19 protein-coding genes are annotated in these 13,944 nt (G+C 58.8%); 2 read left to right on the top strand and 17 right to left on the bottom strand.

Annotation, left to right across the window (positions count from 1 at the left end):
* Positions 1-228: 228 nt before the first annotated feature.
* From L1081_RS28325 to L1081_RS28305, 5 genes are all read right to left on the bottom strand, one after another.
* Entirely contained in the window at positions 229-780 is a 552-nt protein-coding gene (locus L1081_RS28325) for a hypothetical protein (RefSeq protein WP_489417943.1), read from the bottom strand.
* Positions 781-870: 90 nt separating this feature from the next.
* Positions 871-2,235 (bottom strand): hypothetical protein, encoded by a 1,365-nt coding sequence (locus L1081_RS28320; protein ID WP_489417942.1) that lies wholly within the window; start codon positions 2,233-2,235, stop codon positions 871-873.
* 118 nt (positions 2,236-2,353) lie between these two features.
* Positions 2,354-2,656: a KTSC domain-containing protein gene (locus L1081_RS28315; RefSeq protein WP_489417941.1), complete on the bottom strand. Its 303-nt coding sequence runs from the start codon at positions 2,654-2,656 to the stop codon at positions 2,354-2,356.
* A gap of 73 nt (positions 2,657-2,729) precedes the next feature.
* A complete protein-coding gene (locus tag L1081_RS28310; protein ID WP_489417940.1) occupies positions 2,730-3,230 on the bottom strand; it encodes a hypothetical protein in 501 nt (166 codons plus the stop codon).
* Between the two features lie 9 nt (positions 3,231-3,239).
* A complete protein-coding gene (locus L1081_RS28305) occupies positions 3,240-3,551 on the bottom strand; it encodes a hypothetical protein (protein ID WP_489417939.1) in 312 nt (103 codons plus the stop codon).
* Here L1081_RS28305 and L1081_RS28300 point away from each other — a divergent pair.
* Positions 3,550-3,813, top strand: a complete 264-nt coding sequence (locus L1081_RS28300; protein WP_489417938.1) for a hypothetical protein — start codon at positions 3,550-3,552, stop codon at positions 3,811-3,813. The genes L1081_RS28305 and L1081_RS28300 overlap by 2 nt on opposite strands.
* Before the next feature lie 546 nt (positions 3,814-4,359).
* On the opposite strand, the gene L1081_RS28295 is transcribed toward L1081_RS28300, so the two are convergent.
* The 12 genes from L1081_RS28295 to L1081_RS28240 form a co-directional block, all read right to left on the bottom strand.
* Positions 4,360-5,028: a hypothetical protein gene (locus tag L1081_RS28295; RefSeq protein WP_489417937.1), complete on the bottom strand. Its 669-nt coding sequence runs from the start codon at positions 5,026-5,028 to the stop codon at positions 4,360-4,362.
* A 244-nt stretch (positions 5,029-5,272) separates the two neighbouring features.
* The gene (locus L1081_RS28290) at positions 5,273-6,016 is read right to left on the bottom strand and encodes a hypothetical protein (protein WP_489417936.1); all 744 of its coding nucleotides are present in this window, start codon (positions 6,014-6,016) and stop codon (positions 5,273-5,275) included.
* Between the two features lie 94 nt (positions 6,017-6,110).
* A complete protein-coding gene (locus L1081_RS28285; RefSeq protein WP_489417935.1) occupies positions 6,111-6,536 on the bottom strand; it encodes an NIF family HAD-type phosphatase in 426 nt (141 codons plus the stop codon).
* Between the two features lie 89 nt (positions 6,537-6,625).
* Positions 6,626-7,249, bottom strand: coding sequence for a tyrosine-type recombinase/integrase (locus L1081_RS28280; RefSeq protein WP_489417934.1), 624 nt, complete (start codon positions 7,247-7,249; stop codon positions 6,626-6,628).
* A 489-nt stretch (positions 7,250-7,738) separates the two neighbouring features.
* Entirely contained in the window at positions 7,739-8,188 is a 450-nt protein-coding gene (locus tag L1081_RS28275; protein ID WP_489417933.1) for a hypothetical protein, read from the bottom strand.
* A 246-nt stretch (positions 8,189-8,434) separates the two neighbouring features.
* Positions 8,435-8,734 (bottom strand): hypothetical protein, encoded by a 300-nt coding sequence (locus L1081_RS28270; protein WP_489417932.1) that lies wholly within the window; start codon positions 8,732-8,734, stop codon positions 8,435-8,437.
* A 199-nt stretch (positions 8,735-8,933) separates the two neighbouring features.
* Positions 8,934-9,317: a hypothetical protein gene (locus L1081_RS28265; RefSeq protein ID WP_489417931.1), complete on the bottom strand. Its 384-nt coding sequence runs from the start codon at positions 9,315-9,317 to the stop codon at positions 8,934-8,936.
* A gap of 105 nt (positions 9,318-9,422) precedes the next feature.
* Positions 9,423-9,959 carry a GrpB family protein gene (locus tag L1081_RS28260; protein WP_489417930.1) on the bottom strand — a complete coding sequence of 179 codons (537 nt, stop codon included), beginning with the start codon at positions 9,957-9,959 and terminating at the stop codon, positions 9,423-9,425.
* Between the two features lie 110 nt (positions 9,960-10,069).
* Positions 10,070-10,321: a hypothetical protein gene (locus L1081_RS28255; protein ID WP_145746485.1), complete on the bottom strand. Its 252-nt coding sequence runs from the start codon at positions 10,319-10,321 to the stop codon at positions 10,070-10,072.
* Positions 10,322-10,371: 50 nt separating this feature from the next.
* Positions 10,372-10,734, bottom strand: a complete 363-nt coding sequence (locus L1081_RS28250) for a hypothetical protein (RefSeq protein WP_209502996.1) — start codon at positions 10,732-10,734, stop codon at positions 10,372-10,374.
* A gap of 147 nt (positions 10,735-10,881) precedes the next feature.
* A complete protein-coding gene (locus tag L1081_RS28245; RefSeq protein ID WP_489417929.1) occupies positions 10,882-11,295 on the bottom strand; it encodes an SMI1/KNR4 family protein in 414 nt (137 codons plus the stop codon).
* A gap of 10 nt (positions 11,296-11,305) precedes the next feature.
* Positions 11,306-11,806: a hypothetical protein gene (locus L1081_RS28240; protein ID WP_489417928.1), complete on the bottom strand. Its 501-nt coding sequence runs from the start codon at positions 11,804-11,806 to the stop codon at positions 11,306-11,308.
* A gap of 211 nt (positions 11,807-12,017) precedes the next feature.
* Here L1081_RS28240 and L1081_RS28235 point away from each other — a divergent pair, with 211 nt between their 5' ends.
* A complete protein-coding gene (locus L1081_RS28235) occupies positions 12,018-13,889 on the top strand; it encodes a C1 family peptidase (RefSeq protein WP_489417927.1) in 1,872 nt (623 codons plus the stop codon).
* The last annotated feature ends 55 nt before the right edge of the window (positions 13,890-13,944 follow it).

The following is a 13,944-nucleotide window of genomic DNA, read 5'->3' as shown; positions in this document are numbered from 1 at the left end:
CATTCGCTCCAGTGATACCCACGGTCGCTCATCCTTGCGTTGAAGTCGCAGTAGATCTCCGGGTAGGGGGGCTCACGCATCATCTATAGGATCCTGCAAGAAGGGCCAGTTGCTCAAGTGGATGACCGGTCTTGGTCGACTGTAGCCATTGCAAGAACCGGTGCTTCAGTCCCGAAGGCCACGCAAAACAACCGAAATACACACCGATGGATTGCATCTGATGTCGGCTTAGCGTTCCCAGCCCATGTTGCCATCATCACTGGTTCCGCAAAAGGCCCAAGACTCATGCGCGCTGGCCCCAGAAAATGAGCCTTCTATTTGTCGAAATATCCTCCACGATTCGTTCTGGTCTTCTTGATCTTGAGGCACGTCGAAGATCTTCAGATAGGCCGAAAGCTTTGGTAGCCAGTCTTCAGCTGAGCCCAGCATTCCTCCGATATCTGAAGTATCGAAGTGAACATAGTCAGAAGAATTTTGACTGAGCATGGACTGAAATGCGTTCAGCCATGCGCGATCCAGCGTAGGGAAGTGGGAGACAAGCCAGCTTTCACGAGAAGCAAGCATTTCCATCGCGTCGAGCCGTCGCTTGACGAGATAGGGCCAGGCGTCTCCGTTCTCGTCTGCGGTGAGAACCGTCAGATCCCTTTGCTCGTACATAGCAAGCCAAAAGAGGGGCAGGTGATATCTTGATTGAAGGTACGGCTCGTTGGAATCAGCTAAGGCGCCAGTTGCTGGCGGCAAGGGCGAATCAGTGAAATAGAGGCTGGAGTACGCGGCCATGAATCTGAACTCACGTGTCTTTTGCAAATGGATCTGGGTAGCACCAAATGACTGCTGTTGGCCGATAGCCTATAGCCCTTAGCCTTTACGCTACCTGTCGATGTCAAATCGAACGAAAGTGGACTGCAAGGAGCCGGTTGTCACGGAGTCATATCCGAGTCGGACAACGATGCCCAGGTCTTCGAGGAAGGCCAGTTCGACGGTGGCGTGGGATTCGCCCGCAAGGTACAGGCAGGACAGGCCGATGGCCCGCCCGGTCAAGTTCGGGAAGATTGCCGCCGCCTCGCTGGCCTGCTTCGCCTCGCAGCTCAGCACGTAGGACGTGGCCAATCCTTGGGGGCCGGGAACCGCGCCGTAGCTCTCGGTGGCGAACCGGAGCTTCGCGCCGGGCGTGAGGGCCGCGGGTAGCACGATGGCCGTCAATCGGGTGATGCGGACCGTCGTATCGCTCGCGGGGCCGCCTTGGGACTTTAGGGGCAGAACGCCCGCAAGTGAGACATGCCGCGAGCCAACGGCAGGGCTTCCTTCTGGGCCGATGTGGCTTTCCTCGGTCTGCACAGATCCGTCGTCGTGGGCCACCAGGCGCATCACGCTCTGCAATTCCCCAATCACCGGTTTGCCCGGCCAAGCCATTCGCATGACGGATCGGGTGGCATAGCTCAGGCGCTTGAATTTGGGTCGCCAGATCGACTGCGCCGGCGCGGCTCGGCTCACGGCATCGAGCAGGTCGGAAGGCAATGCGACAGCGTCGAACGGTTGTTGCGTCGGTTGAGCCGGATAGGTTTTCGGATCGATATCGGGCCGAGACGCGCTCAGCGTCTTGGCATCCACTGGGCCGGACAGCATGCATTGCATACGCACCACGGGGTTCGGCCGGCTGTCCGGGTCGCTCTTGACAATGAACGATCGGGCGATCCCCTCGAAAGGGGGATCTTCCAGTTTGCGTTGGGGAATCGGTGCCCATGTCGCGCCAGGGAGCTTGCCTTCGATGCGGACGTATTCGGTCTCGCCAGCAAAGCCTGGCCGGGCCTCGAGGCCTTCGCCCAAGATAGGGCGAAGCCGTTGCATCACCTCCTCCACACGCCCCCTCGCCGTGAAGCCCCATTCGTACCGCAGGAACCCGGTACCGCTATCGACGGCCTGATCGAAGTACGACAGTAGCGGCACGCCGCCCGGTGCCGGAGTGGGCGCAAAGACGACTTGGTTGTCGCGCTTCAGATGGCGGTATTCGCTGTTGTTGCGGTTGGCCACCCTGACCCAGCCCGCCTCGCCGTTCCCGCTCATGGGTGCTACGGCGCTCCATTCAGCCATTTCCTTGCCGAGCGCCGTGAAGAAGCTCGCATCGCATTTCGCGAAGTCTCTCAAGGCAGCGGTAGAGACTGGTGCCTGGGCGTGCGCGACTGCACCGAGAACAAGACTGCTGACCAGGCAGACGTGTCGGATGATCGTTCTCATGGGTCCTATCTTTCTCTTAGTTCGCAATGCGCCAACGGCTACGCCGCGCTTGCGGCGAAGCTTGCGCCCCGCTCGGCTGCATGCATGGGTGGACCCACTTCCCGCAATTGATCTGCTTTCATCTAGATTGATACTTCTTCGGGACAGGGTGCGTCCGGCAGTCGAATGGTCCATCCGCACCGCTTCCGCGCATGCGGGTTTCGAAGAACTGCCGCTTCGAACTGGCCCTTTGGAGACCTTGCACGGTAGCGGCGTCGATTTCGCAGTAGTGGTAGTAGGTCGTCTTGAGCCGAATCACCATGTACCGCTCTGCTTTGTCGTAGCAAATGCGCGAAACGTCACCACTGTCTTTAACGTCTTCGCACGCGAAGGCGTCAAGTGAAATGCTGCCGTGATACTTGACTTGGACGGTTTCCGCCATGGCGACCTAGCTTATCAAGACCAGCGCCGAAAGGATGATGGATTTCAACATGACCTCCAATGACAGTGATTAGCTAGGTTAGTGTTTCGTTGAACGGTTCAGCCGCGACTTGAAATTCGTCCTCGTAGACAACGTAGCCAGGCCGGTCGCTATGCAAGATTTCAACCATCACATCGTGCGCTTCCAATACCCGAGCCAAGCCGCGCATCATGCCGATGTGTTCAGTGGCAGTGTCCTTGAACCAACTCAGCGCCACCTTCTTGGCGTGCGGTTTTGATGAACGAGTGAAGCTCACGGGCTTGCAAAGATTTTTTCGGAACCAGTCACGAAGTTCGTAGTAGTGCTCAACTTCGTGCTCCAGAAGCAACCCTTGTATCTCGAGTTCTCCGAGGGCCTGAAACAAACCTTGCCTTCGTCCGGAGTCGATGTCGTTGCTGTGGATTACAAAGCGAATGAACATTTCGATGAAATTGAGTGCTCGCGCCGAACGACCGGTCTTGGCCGATAGTACCCGTCCGAACCCGCCGTGCCAAAGTCGACAGCCAAGCGAGGGTGCGAGCCAAGGCGACAACATGGAGCAGCCTCAGTCGTTGTTTCGGTGGACTCGTTTCCCTGCGATGAAGGTCGGGATTGCGTTAACTTCGTCGGATCGCAATAGCCGCCAGTCGGACTCCAAAACTCCATACTCCATTCGCGCATAGTCCATCGCCTCCTGGAGGCTGAATATCAGATGGTCGCCCTCAATGTCCATCGCATCGAAATCGCAAAAGCGAACTTGCAAGTACCACTGCTGGCCGTCGCCATGCATGCCAAGAAAGGCTATCGACCTCACCGTTGGTCGATATTTATTTTCTTTCCTGACGTTCGCAAATAGATTCTTGAGTTCGTAAAGCATGAAAAATCCCGCCGCATGTCGACTGGCTGGTTCTGGCCGACTGCCGCTATACCTCGCCCCGACCCACGGCCATTGCGATTTGATAGGCGACGTGCTCGGCTTGGCCCTTTCCTGGATAGTCGTCGGGGACGACCTCAATCGCCTCAACTTCAAGGCGGCTTCCAAGTTCAGAGTTTGCCCGAACCACACCAGCCAGTATCTCGGACACGTGATTCGACAGGTCAAACTGGACTGCGGCTTCCGTTCGATCCATCGCGAGTAGCCGAATCAACGTTGGGCCATTCGGCGGCGCCTTTCCAAATCGAACGGAAACCAGGACGCACTTTGGACCGGTCACGTGCTGATAGCGGTAGAAGACCGAGCGCTGGATGCGTGTTATGTCCATTTTTGAGGGCGGTTTTGAATGACGGGTTCTGGCCGAGGGCAGCCTACCAGCACAAAGTCAAAACTGTGGCCTCCCCGATGCATCGTCCTTCCCAAACGCGCAACTCTTGACCCTCGGCAATGAGAGGCCTCACGAGATTCAGGCTGAGAAACTTCACGGGGACGACGCGAGACTCTCCTGGCCAAAGCGGCTCCATCTCGGAAAGGTCGAATCTCGCGTCGAAAAGCTCACCATCGATGCTGAGCGGGCAACCCCACCAGGCGGTGGAAGTCGGCCCCGCCCGTCCGCCTGCGTGCGAGGGGAACAACCGTAGTTCGACGAGAGCATCAGGAGCCCAAAGCGCCACAATGTTCCTCTCAAAAAAATGTGGTCCTTCGTCGCCGCGAGTGGCCGCAGCCAAGTAGGTGCGGGCGCGATACGAGGTCAGACATCACGGCTGGCAGACGGCTTCCAGATGTTCGTGCGTGGCACGTATTTCTCATATCCCGTTCCATCATCAACGCCGACAACTCGATGGCCGAAACACTCGACCAGCGCAACAAGACTGCCGGTGCCGCCGTACGGATAGCCATGGGGGCTGAACTCCAATACATGCCGTGTCGCTCGCGGTTTGATTGCAATGAGGTCGTAGTCCCCATTCCAGAATGCATCAAGCATGGAAGCGAAATCCCACTGCGGAGTCAGCATCTCAGGGGAATGCCGCTTTGGAAGCGGCGTTGAGAACCAATATTCGTTCCACTCAGCCACTTCTTCCGGGGTAAGGTTCGAAAAGTAGGAGCGTTCACCATCGCTCAGATAAGCCAATAGGTGCGATTCATCGGCGGGCTCATCGCTATCCTTCGCTGCCTTCACGAGGTCAAAGAATTCCGTCAGCCGCTGTAAGGACTTCTCGCCACTCGACTCGAACTCAACATGGCAGTAAACCCGAGCGCCGGGATCGGCCGTGGCTTCTACGACCTTTTCTGAAGGCGGGATGGTGTGTGCCGGCGAGGCCTCTACGCGTTTTCTGAAGGGCCACATATAGACCAGTGCTGGGGGGTTGGTTGAACTTCCGCTATTGGCCGCATCCTGCCACACCTGCACCGCCGCCATCGAGGGGGCCAAACGCCGAACTAGTCGATGAATCCGGCTTCTTTCACCGCCATCGCCGACTCAAGGCTGCAGGTTGATTGTTCCGTAGCCTCGGCGGTCGGTGATAAGCGTGTTCGCACGCGCAAGCAGGGCCTCGGGTATTGATCTACGAGGTATTTGCGCAATTCGTTGAGTGTCATGGACGGCGCGACGTTGCCTTGGTTTCGATTACCCGCCCCTGGACGAGGTTCTCAGGGAATGATGACTAGCGCGCACGGAAAAATCGCCACCAGGGACGTCGTTGTTTGCTGGAGAGCTCGGCTGCTTCGGATCTGGGGAGCTTCTCAGATGTCGGCTCGGTCTCCGCATCCGGAATGTTGGAGCCGACCCTAAAAAAATGGTAGATCGGCTCTGTCGTGGTATCCCAAGGGCACACGCCATACTGATCCATCAATATGTCGCCAAGCATCTGCTGAGTAAGAAAATACTCGGCGACCTCGACCCTGGGATTCTCCAAGTAGAAAACACGCTGCCTTTCTTCGGGCGGGCAGTCGTCATCCTCTAGATACCATTTTGCCGAGAGCCATCTCTGTTCGATGATGGTTGGCTGCCCATGTTCAAGCAGGGGTGGCAATCGAGATACGCCCGTCGTTTGAAGCCGAGAGCGCCTTCGCAAGCCATTTTCGACAAGCGCGTAGCCGTAGCTTCCGCCTGAGTCGTAGTTGCAAAAGACCATGAATGCCGCCGGAGACCCGAGGCGCTGATGAAGCGAGCTAACGTCGCTGCTCTGATCCTCTAGATGTTTCCACGCCAGTGCATCGCTGCATATGAAGACGGCGCCCCCGAAATCCTGGACCATCACATCCCCGGCGTGGCGGATATCAAACTCCCGCACATTCGGGTGCGGGATCTCCTCATATCGGTCGTCAAGCAGCTCTGAGACAAATCTCTTCAGGTCTGCAATCTCGGTGGTTGGCCGAAAGGCAATTCCCGCTTGTGCGACTCCCATGGATTCTTCCTCGTCAATTCTGCTTTTCCCACCGCGCCGAGCGGAGGTCTCTTACTGGCCGATTCTTTCCGCACCGATGCACAACGATCATCGATCAAATACGCGCCGCCAATGTGACGAGCATCTTGGCGAGGCCGGTATCCGCTGAACTGTAGGGATGATCGAAGTGTTCAATTTCCAGCCACTGTGCTTCCTGGCCGGGATGAACGTACTTCTCAAAATCGTCGACCAGCAACACCTGGTGTGGACTTACGCCGGGGACAAACTGGAGATCTTTCGTCGCGCCGTGCCAAGTGATGTACTCCATCTCCGCGAACCAGGAAGGCACAATTCTCTCTTCCACCAATAAGCGCGCGATCTTTCTGAATCGTTCTTCCTTGACAGTGGTGAACATGACGATGCGGGGAAAGAGTTCAGCGCAACGATTCAGGAACTCAGCCAGGCCGGGCCGCGGTATCTGGCTCATCGCGTTTGAGATCAGGGTGCCTTCGAGATCGAGAGCAAGGACGTAGCTGTTCATGAATGGACGTTTGATTGGCCGCGAAGGTCCGGTCTTGGCTGCATTTTGCCCTCGACCTGGCACCCCTCATTCAGGGTGCCAAGATCTCATCAGGCTTCCGTCTGCTCAGCCATCTCCAGTGCGTCCTCGACCTCGATGCCGAGGTAACGCACAGTACTCTCGAGCTTGGTGTGGCCGAGCAGGAGCTGCACCGCGCGGAGATTCTTCGTTCGGCGGTAGACCAACGACGCCTTGGTCCGGCGCATTGAGTGCGTACCGTACTCGGCCGGATCCAGTCCGATCTCTTCCACCCACCCATCAACAATTCGGGCGTACTGCCTGGTCCCGAGATGCGGCGACGAATGCACCCGGCTCGGGAACAGGAAGTCCTCGGAACGAAGGTGGGCCACATTGATCCAGCTGGACACGGCCTCCCGCGTCGGATCGGTGAGCTCAAATTGGACCGGTCGCCCGGTCTTTTGCTGAACCACGTTCGCCCGTGCGGCCGTCCGCTCGCCGTTGGCAACATCGCGGACCCGCAGCTTCACCAGGTCGCATGCCCGGAGCTTGCTGTCGATTCCGAGATTAAAAAGTGCAAGGTCTCGCGTACGACGGGACAATTGGAGCCGAGTGCGGATCGCCCAAATTTCCTTGAGCTTGAAAGGCCGCTTCTGTCCGACGAGTTTGTGCTTGTTCCACGGCGGCCGTGGGGCTGAGACGGTGAGAGCGTCCATGTCGATCTCCTATGCAGTAGGGATCGAAACTTTGCGCCAGTGGGGGCGCCTGGCGCCCCTGAGCGGCTGTAAAGAGTTCTCCAAAGCCGCCCTACGTTGGCCTTTTTTGCGTCGACGATCAAGCAGAAGCTACTCGGCCGTTTTACTCCGCGGTCTGCAGATGATGGCGAGATACGCTTCCTGTTCGACGTACCAAGCCGAAGGGTAGTCTTCTCGATCGCAGGGCTCATCGCTCTTGTACGTTCCTCCGTCAGTGAAGTCGTAGTAGACATTCATCGCGTCGAGATGACATCGCGCCCAAAACACCCACACGCAGGTGCTCTCGCCAACCATGCGTCTAGCGGCATCACCGGCTGGTCCGAGCGCTTGGCAACTGTGAAGTCCATCTGGATGGACGCGTACCTCGTGAAGGTAACCCCAGTGCAATCGAGATTGGTCGTGTGGTGGCATTGTTCTCATGCGGAAGTCCGGTTCTGGCCGCATCCGCCATCAGCGAGTGGGTGAGTTCGGCGAATGAGATTTGCCGGTCAACTGTTCAATCTTTGATTTCGCCTGCCGTTCGACCTCTGCACTTTCCTCCGCCGACAACTGGACTGATCGAGACGGGAGTTTGTCAGGCGTCCTAGAACCTTGGACGTTGATGGCGATCACTGCGCCGATTGCAAGGCAACCGACACCGGCCGCGATCCATCCAGGGACACGATGAGCACCTCTCCATTCTTCAGGATTGGCTTTTGCAAGATCCTGCGCCCATACCCACGCACTGCCGGAAATCAGGAGGCTCAGAAAACACAGAGGAACGCCTAACCAGATGACGCCGGCGGCCACCCACGGGGCCAGTGCCCCGCTGATCGCGAAAAGTCCTAGCCACAACACGCTGGGGACCAACCCCAAAAGGATGAATATGTTGGCAATGTTGCGTTTGCTGTAGAAACTCATTTGATACCCGTAGTCACAGGGATTGAACGTCCGCTATCCGGGTGATTTAACCTGCGGTACCAACGACCGGTTCTGGCCGACTGTAGCCGGTCGCGCAACCATCCAACTTCCCCCTCAATCTGTTTGCCAAGTTGCTCGGCGGGAGTGGCGCGATTTTTCTGTCGAGCTCGGAACGTTCGCCGACGACGCCCATGCCGTCGGCGAAGGCCGTCTTAGTTCGGGGAAGGGATCAGCGGCGCGACGCGCTCATCGCTCACGAACCAATTGGGAGTATTGCCAGACTCCCCAGAACGCTCCCACGGTGATGCCGATCCCGACGCTTAGGCCGACTGACAACCCAAACCCGAAGGCCAGGAGCAGCATCAACCCGGCACAGACCAGCCCGATGAAAATCAACGTGACGAAATTGAAGCGTGCGACCTCGAACGTGTCTTTGGCAACACTGCGGGGACTGCGACCGTGCTTGCTGCGCTGACGCCTGAACACCAAGACATCCATAACAAGTTCGAAGAAGCCGATGCACAGATCGGCCAAGATGCTCCACATTGGGTCGCTCCATTCGGGTGAACACCCTAGGTTGTCGCTATTGTCGTATTTGGTCCGACTAGGGTGGTGTGTCGGATGACGGCGGAATGGTACTGTGCTTCCGACAAGACATGCTGTCGCAACTAGCTATCTCGCACGCGGGTTGACCGTGCTCGGGCAACGTCCGGTATTGGCCGAAAGCTGCTAGCCGCGCGGCCCTCTATAAGAGGTTATTGATTGTGCCCCGGATGAAGGCTTGGAAGGTGGGGGCCGCGACGTGCACGCTTCGATCTAGAGGGTCCACCTCCACCACCTCCCAAGAGTTGGTGCGGAATCCCGCGTTGAATCCTTGGAAGTCGTCGCCAAAAAGAAGTACGCCTACGAGTTGAGGTGGTAGGTCGCCGTAGATGAAGCTTGGCTCCGCAAGACCGGTATAGAGGCTGTATTGGCCTTGCCCAATCATCCCGGCGCCAATACGACTCAGGAAAAAGACATAGTCGTCTGGTAGGTCCGGGTGACTACTGCGGAGTTTGGTCTCGTCGACGGGCGTTAGATTTCCCAAGAGCTTCTCGGGCGTTTTCAGCTTCAGGAGGTCGTCGTACATATGCGGTTTGTATCGAACTGAGAGGACGCCTTGGATGACCGGTTATGGCCGGATTCTGTCGGACGGGCGAACGACTGGTTCCGGCCGTCTACCGTCGCTGTTGATCTACCGGCGATCGATCAGGGCCTCAATTTCCCTGATCACCGCCTCTTTCTCTTTGTTGTAGACCTGCGGGTCGCCCGGGTCTATTGAGTGAGCTCGGTCTTTTGCCTCCTCGTACTTCTGGCGGAGGTCGGGCCGACGACCGAGGATATCCATGAAGGCCAGCGAATCCTTGTGCACAGGATCGCCACGGTGGCAAATGTGCACATTGACGTTGAAACGCCGGCCAGCGTGAACGACAGATGCGCAAACGTATGGTTTCTCGTCCGTGTCCACCCATACCGGCCGGCGATGGAAGCCCATCCGCTCGAACGCGCGTTGTTCGTCTCGAAGATCCTGCCGTGCCGTGATCGCCACAGCATCGATCATGGCCTTGCCGCGCAGGCCTTCAACCGCCGTACTGCCGATGTGCACCAGTTCCACCCCTTCGAGGACCTCGCGAACGAACTCCCGCACTTCGGCAAAGACTTCGCTATAGACAGGATCGTAGGCAACGATGTGCCGGTGATGCAGCCCCTCATCAAATCGTTCGAGTTTCATCTGGGCACCAAGTTGATTCACTTCAAGCCTATGGAATCACAGCTTCTCAGAAGATTCGCTTCGGCTCACGAACGGTAGGTTGTGGCCGCATTCCGTCCTGACTGGCGAAGTCAGGAATAGACCACCGTCAGAACTGTGAAAATCGCCAAGACGAGTATGAAGGCGAGCCCCTCGAAATGCATGACACCACGGGCGACCAGGTGAGGCAATCGCCCAGCGAACGCTCGCAGTCGGTCTGCCGACGGATGGCCGCGGGGATACAACGCCGCTGCGACAAGGCAGCCAACGATGACCAGGCCGGCGAACAACAGCGCCGCGGCGACAAAAGCTATCAGAAGCGCAAACACAGGGAAGTTGTTCATCGGTTTGCTGGGTTCTTGCGAAGGCCTGTTCTTGACCGCACGCGGAGGTCCTATTTCGGCAGCCGTCCGGTGTCCATGAGATATCCCACGAAATCATCGTGAAGGCCTTCGCCTATTCGGCGCCCGTGTTCATCAACCACGTAGAGGCGCCCCTTCTCGGCAAGAGCCGTGCCGCCGTCCATTGCAACCAGGAACGAATGCCCTAGACCCCGAAAGCACTCCGATAGGACCGTCGCCAGAGTTTCTCTTGCCAGTCCAGCGGCGGCAAGGGCGTGTTGAATCTCGCGATACGGCTTCTCGTTTTCTACCCAGACAAGGTCGGATTGGGCGTCGGTGAGGGCTTCCGACGCGGCTGTCGTCCACGCTTCCAGTGCCCTCGCCATGTCCTCAAACAGGTCGTCCTTTGTAGCCATAAGATCCATGCGAATTGATGCCAATGTCCAACGTCCGGTTTTGGCGGCGGATTTAACCGGTCGATGCAACGGTCTGGCTGAACATCTCAGCCGGTTGGGAGGGAGCTTCGGCGCCGCTCCAAGGTCGCCGAGTCCGGCGCATCGCGGTCACTCGGCGGCCACGGACGAGAGTGCTGCGCAGAAGTCGTCGAACGAATCCGCTACATGCTCGTATGACGGCTCGTCCTCTACGGACCGCTCGTTGCTCCAGAGGACGACCGGCGACTCGCCCGAGCCGCAGTCGAAGCAAAGCGCATCGTTGTTTGCCAGCACGGCAAACGGCAGAAGCGTCCCGAGACGATTTTCCAGAGCGGACCAGAAGACATTGGCGTTTAAGAATCCGAGCTGATGGTCCTTAAGGTCATGACCGGCCGTGTAGTGGAGGAAGCGTTCTATCGGTGGAGCAAGCTGACCATTGCGCGTGTGAAAGTATCTCGTTGAGGGCCTGCCACCGTTGAACTCCGCGACGACCTGCAGGTAGGCTGGGTCGAACTCGAAGGAAGGAGAATCGGCGCGGACCATTTCCCTCATCTCATCGAGCTCGCGCTTCGAGGTGGGGCCGACCAGGGATGCGTCGAAGAACTGAAGTGGCATCGGTACCTTTGGGGAGAGGGGCGAACGACTGCAAACCGGCAAATTGTGGTGCATCGCCGAATGACGGGTCCTGGCCGAAGGCGGGTATACCGTTACGACTCTGCGGTACGAACGCCGAGTTCGCGCAGCCGAAGAAGGACGGCATCAGCCGTCGGCTCGCGGACATGCAGGTCGACGGCACCCTCACCCGCGCGTCAATGCCGCGCTTCGCCGCCTCGCACAGCGCACCGATCGCGTCGCTGTCGGGCAGAAAGTAGCGATTCCGAATGCGGATGCGGATGCGCTGGCGTGCGATGCATACCACCAAGTGGAGCAGGATCTTCATCGCCGGCGGCGAACCTTCCGGCTTGATGCTCGCGAGGTGCACGGCCGCGTCGCCCATGCGGTCGAGCGGCGGGAACACCGCGCCGCCGACAAAGGCCTCGCCGGTGTCTTTCACCCAGTTCTATGCCGAAAGCCGTACAGGCAAGCGATTCCGAAAGTGCTCAACTACTCGGCACTCGCAACGAGGAGACTGCATGGCAACGAAGCAAGCGGCTACGGAGAGGGTAAAGGCATCGGCTCAGAGACCGAAGCCGAAGAGCTCACCGAAGAAGAAGCCAACGGAGCCCGCGCCCGCGACGGCGCCACGCGCAAGGCCCTTTCGGACCGTGGCGAAGCCGGACGCCTTCGACGAGCGCGACAGGCCTTTCCGCCCCAACGTGTCTGTGACGCCGAAGACGGTGTTCTACCCAGGCCTGAATCAGCTAAGCCGCAAGCACCAGGGCGAGACAAATGCCTGCACGGGTTTCGCGCTCTCGACAGTGATCGAATACCTGCTGAAGAAGTCCGAACGCGAACCCCTGGCGGCGATCTCGCCCTACATGCTCTATTCGATGGCCAGGCGCTACGACGAATTCCCGGGCTCCACCGAGGACAGTGGTTCCAGCTTGCGCGGCGCGCTGAAGGGATGGTTCAAGCACGGCGCGTGCGAGCAAAGGCTCTATTCGTCGATCCAGATGCCGGCCGCTACCGGGGAGCTCGATGACGACTGGTGGCTCGACGCGGTCAGGCGCCCGCTCGGCGCGTACTTCCGCATCGATACGCGCAGCATCACCGACATGCATGCAGCGCTCAATGAGGTGGGCATCCTCTATGCGAGCGCAGGATGCCATCCCGGGTGGGATCAAGGAAGCAACGCCGCGTCTGAGGATAACAAGGGCATCTGGGTCATTCCCGCCATGGGCATCGGCGCGCTCCATCCAGGGCATGCGTTCGCAATCGTGGGCTACACCGAGCTGGGCTTCCTGATCCAGAACTCCTGGGGAACGGAATGGGGAACCCAGGGTATTGCCGTGCTCACCTACGACGACTGGCTTCGCAACGCGATGGATTGCTGGGTCGTTCAGCTCGGCGTGGTGACGCAAGAACACAAGGAGATCGCTCGAAGCGTCAGCCTTCGTACCGACGGGCAAGGCAAGGTGGCGCTGGCCGCCGGCAAGGTGCTGCGCAACCGCGAGATCTCGCCCTTCATAGTCAACATGGGCAACAACGGCCTGCTTAGCAACAGCGGCGCGTTTCGCACCAAGCCGGACGACGTGCGTGCGATCGTTGACGTTCAGCTTGCGGTGGCGCGAAAGCTTTGGGGCCTAGAAGGAAAGCCGCTTGACGTCTGTGTCTACATGCACGGCGGCCTGGTGGACGAGGAAAACGCGGCAGAAGCCGCAGCCGAATGGATTTCGCTGCTCTATGAGAACAGGATCTTTCCCGTCTTTCTGATGTGGGAGACCGACTTCATCTCCACCGTGATGAACATCCTGCGCGACGCGGTGAAAGGCGTTCCGCGCACGACGGGCGGCATCGGCGAGAAGCTGGAGCAATGGTGGAACCAGCGCCTGGAGCGATGGCTAGCGCGGCCGGGAACCGTCATCTGGGGCGAGATGAAGCAGAACGCGCAAGCCATGAGCCAGCCCATCCCCAATGCGACCGACGACGAGCAGGCCGGTGCCGTGCTGCTGTACAAGCACTTCAGGAGCCACGTGGAAAGCAAGGACGTGCGGATGCATCTCGTCGGACATTCCGCCGGTGCCATCGTCGCGAGCTATTTCGTGGACGAGTTGGTCCGCGCCGGCGGCGAGGTCGAGTCGCTCAGCTTCATGGCACCCGCCGTCAGGGTCGACAGGTTCCAGCAACTGGTGAAGCCGCATCTCGCAAGCGGCCGCGTGAAGCGCTTCCAGCAGTTCCATCTCTCCGAGCAAGCCGAGCAGGACGACCCGACCTGCGGACCCTATCGCCGTTCGCTGCTGTACCTCGTGAGCGAGTCCTTCGAGGGCGGCACCACCACGCCGCTGCTGGGCATGCACAAGTATTTCAGGTCGCTGATGACGCAGGACCCGTTTCCAGTTAAGAAGCTGCACGTCTCTCCGGCCGCGGCAGACCCGCAGCGCCCCGACGTGCCGCCTGTGGCCAGCAGCACCCATGGCGGTTTCGACAACGACCGCGGAACGCAGCGCGAGGTGGTCGACTTCGTCAAGTTGAAATAGGCCCACAAGAGCACTCGGGGAGGATCCATGTAGAAGGAGAGCCGGATGGCCGACC

The organism is Variovorax sp. MSC1_012 (assembly GCF_023667525.1).
Taxonomy (GTDB): domain Bacteria; phylum Pseudomonadota; class Gammaproteobacteria; order Burkholderiales; family Burkholderiaceae_C; genus Variovorax; species Variovorax beijingensis_B.
This window is presented reverse-complemented; position numbering and strand designations above follow the sequence as displayed.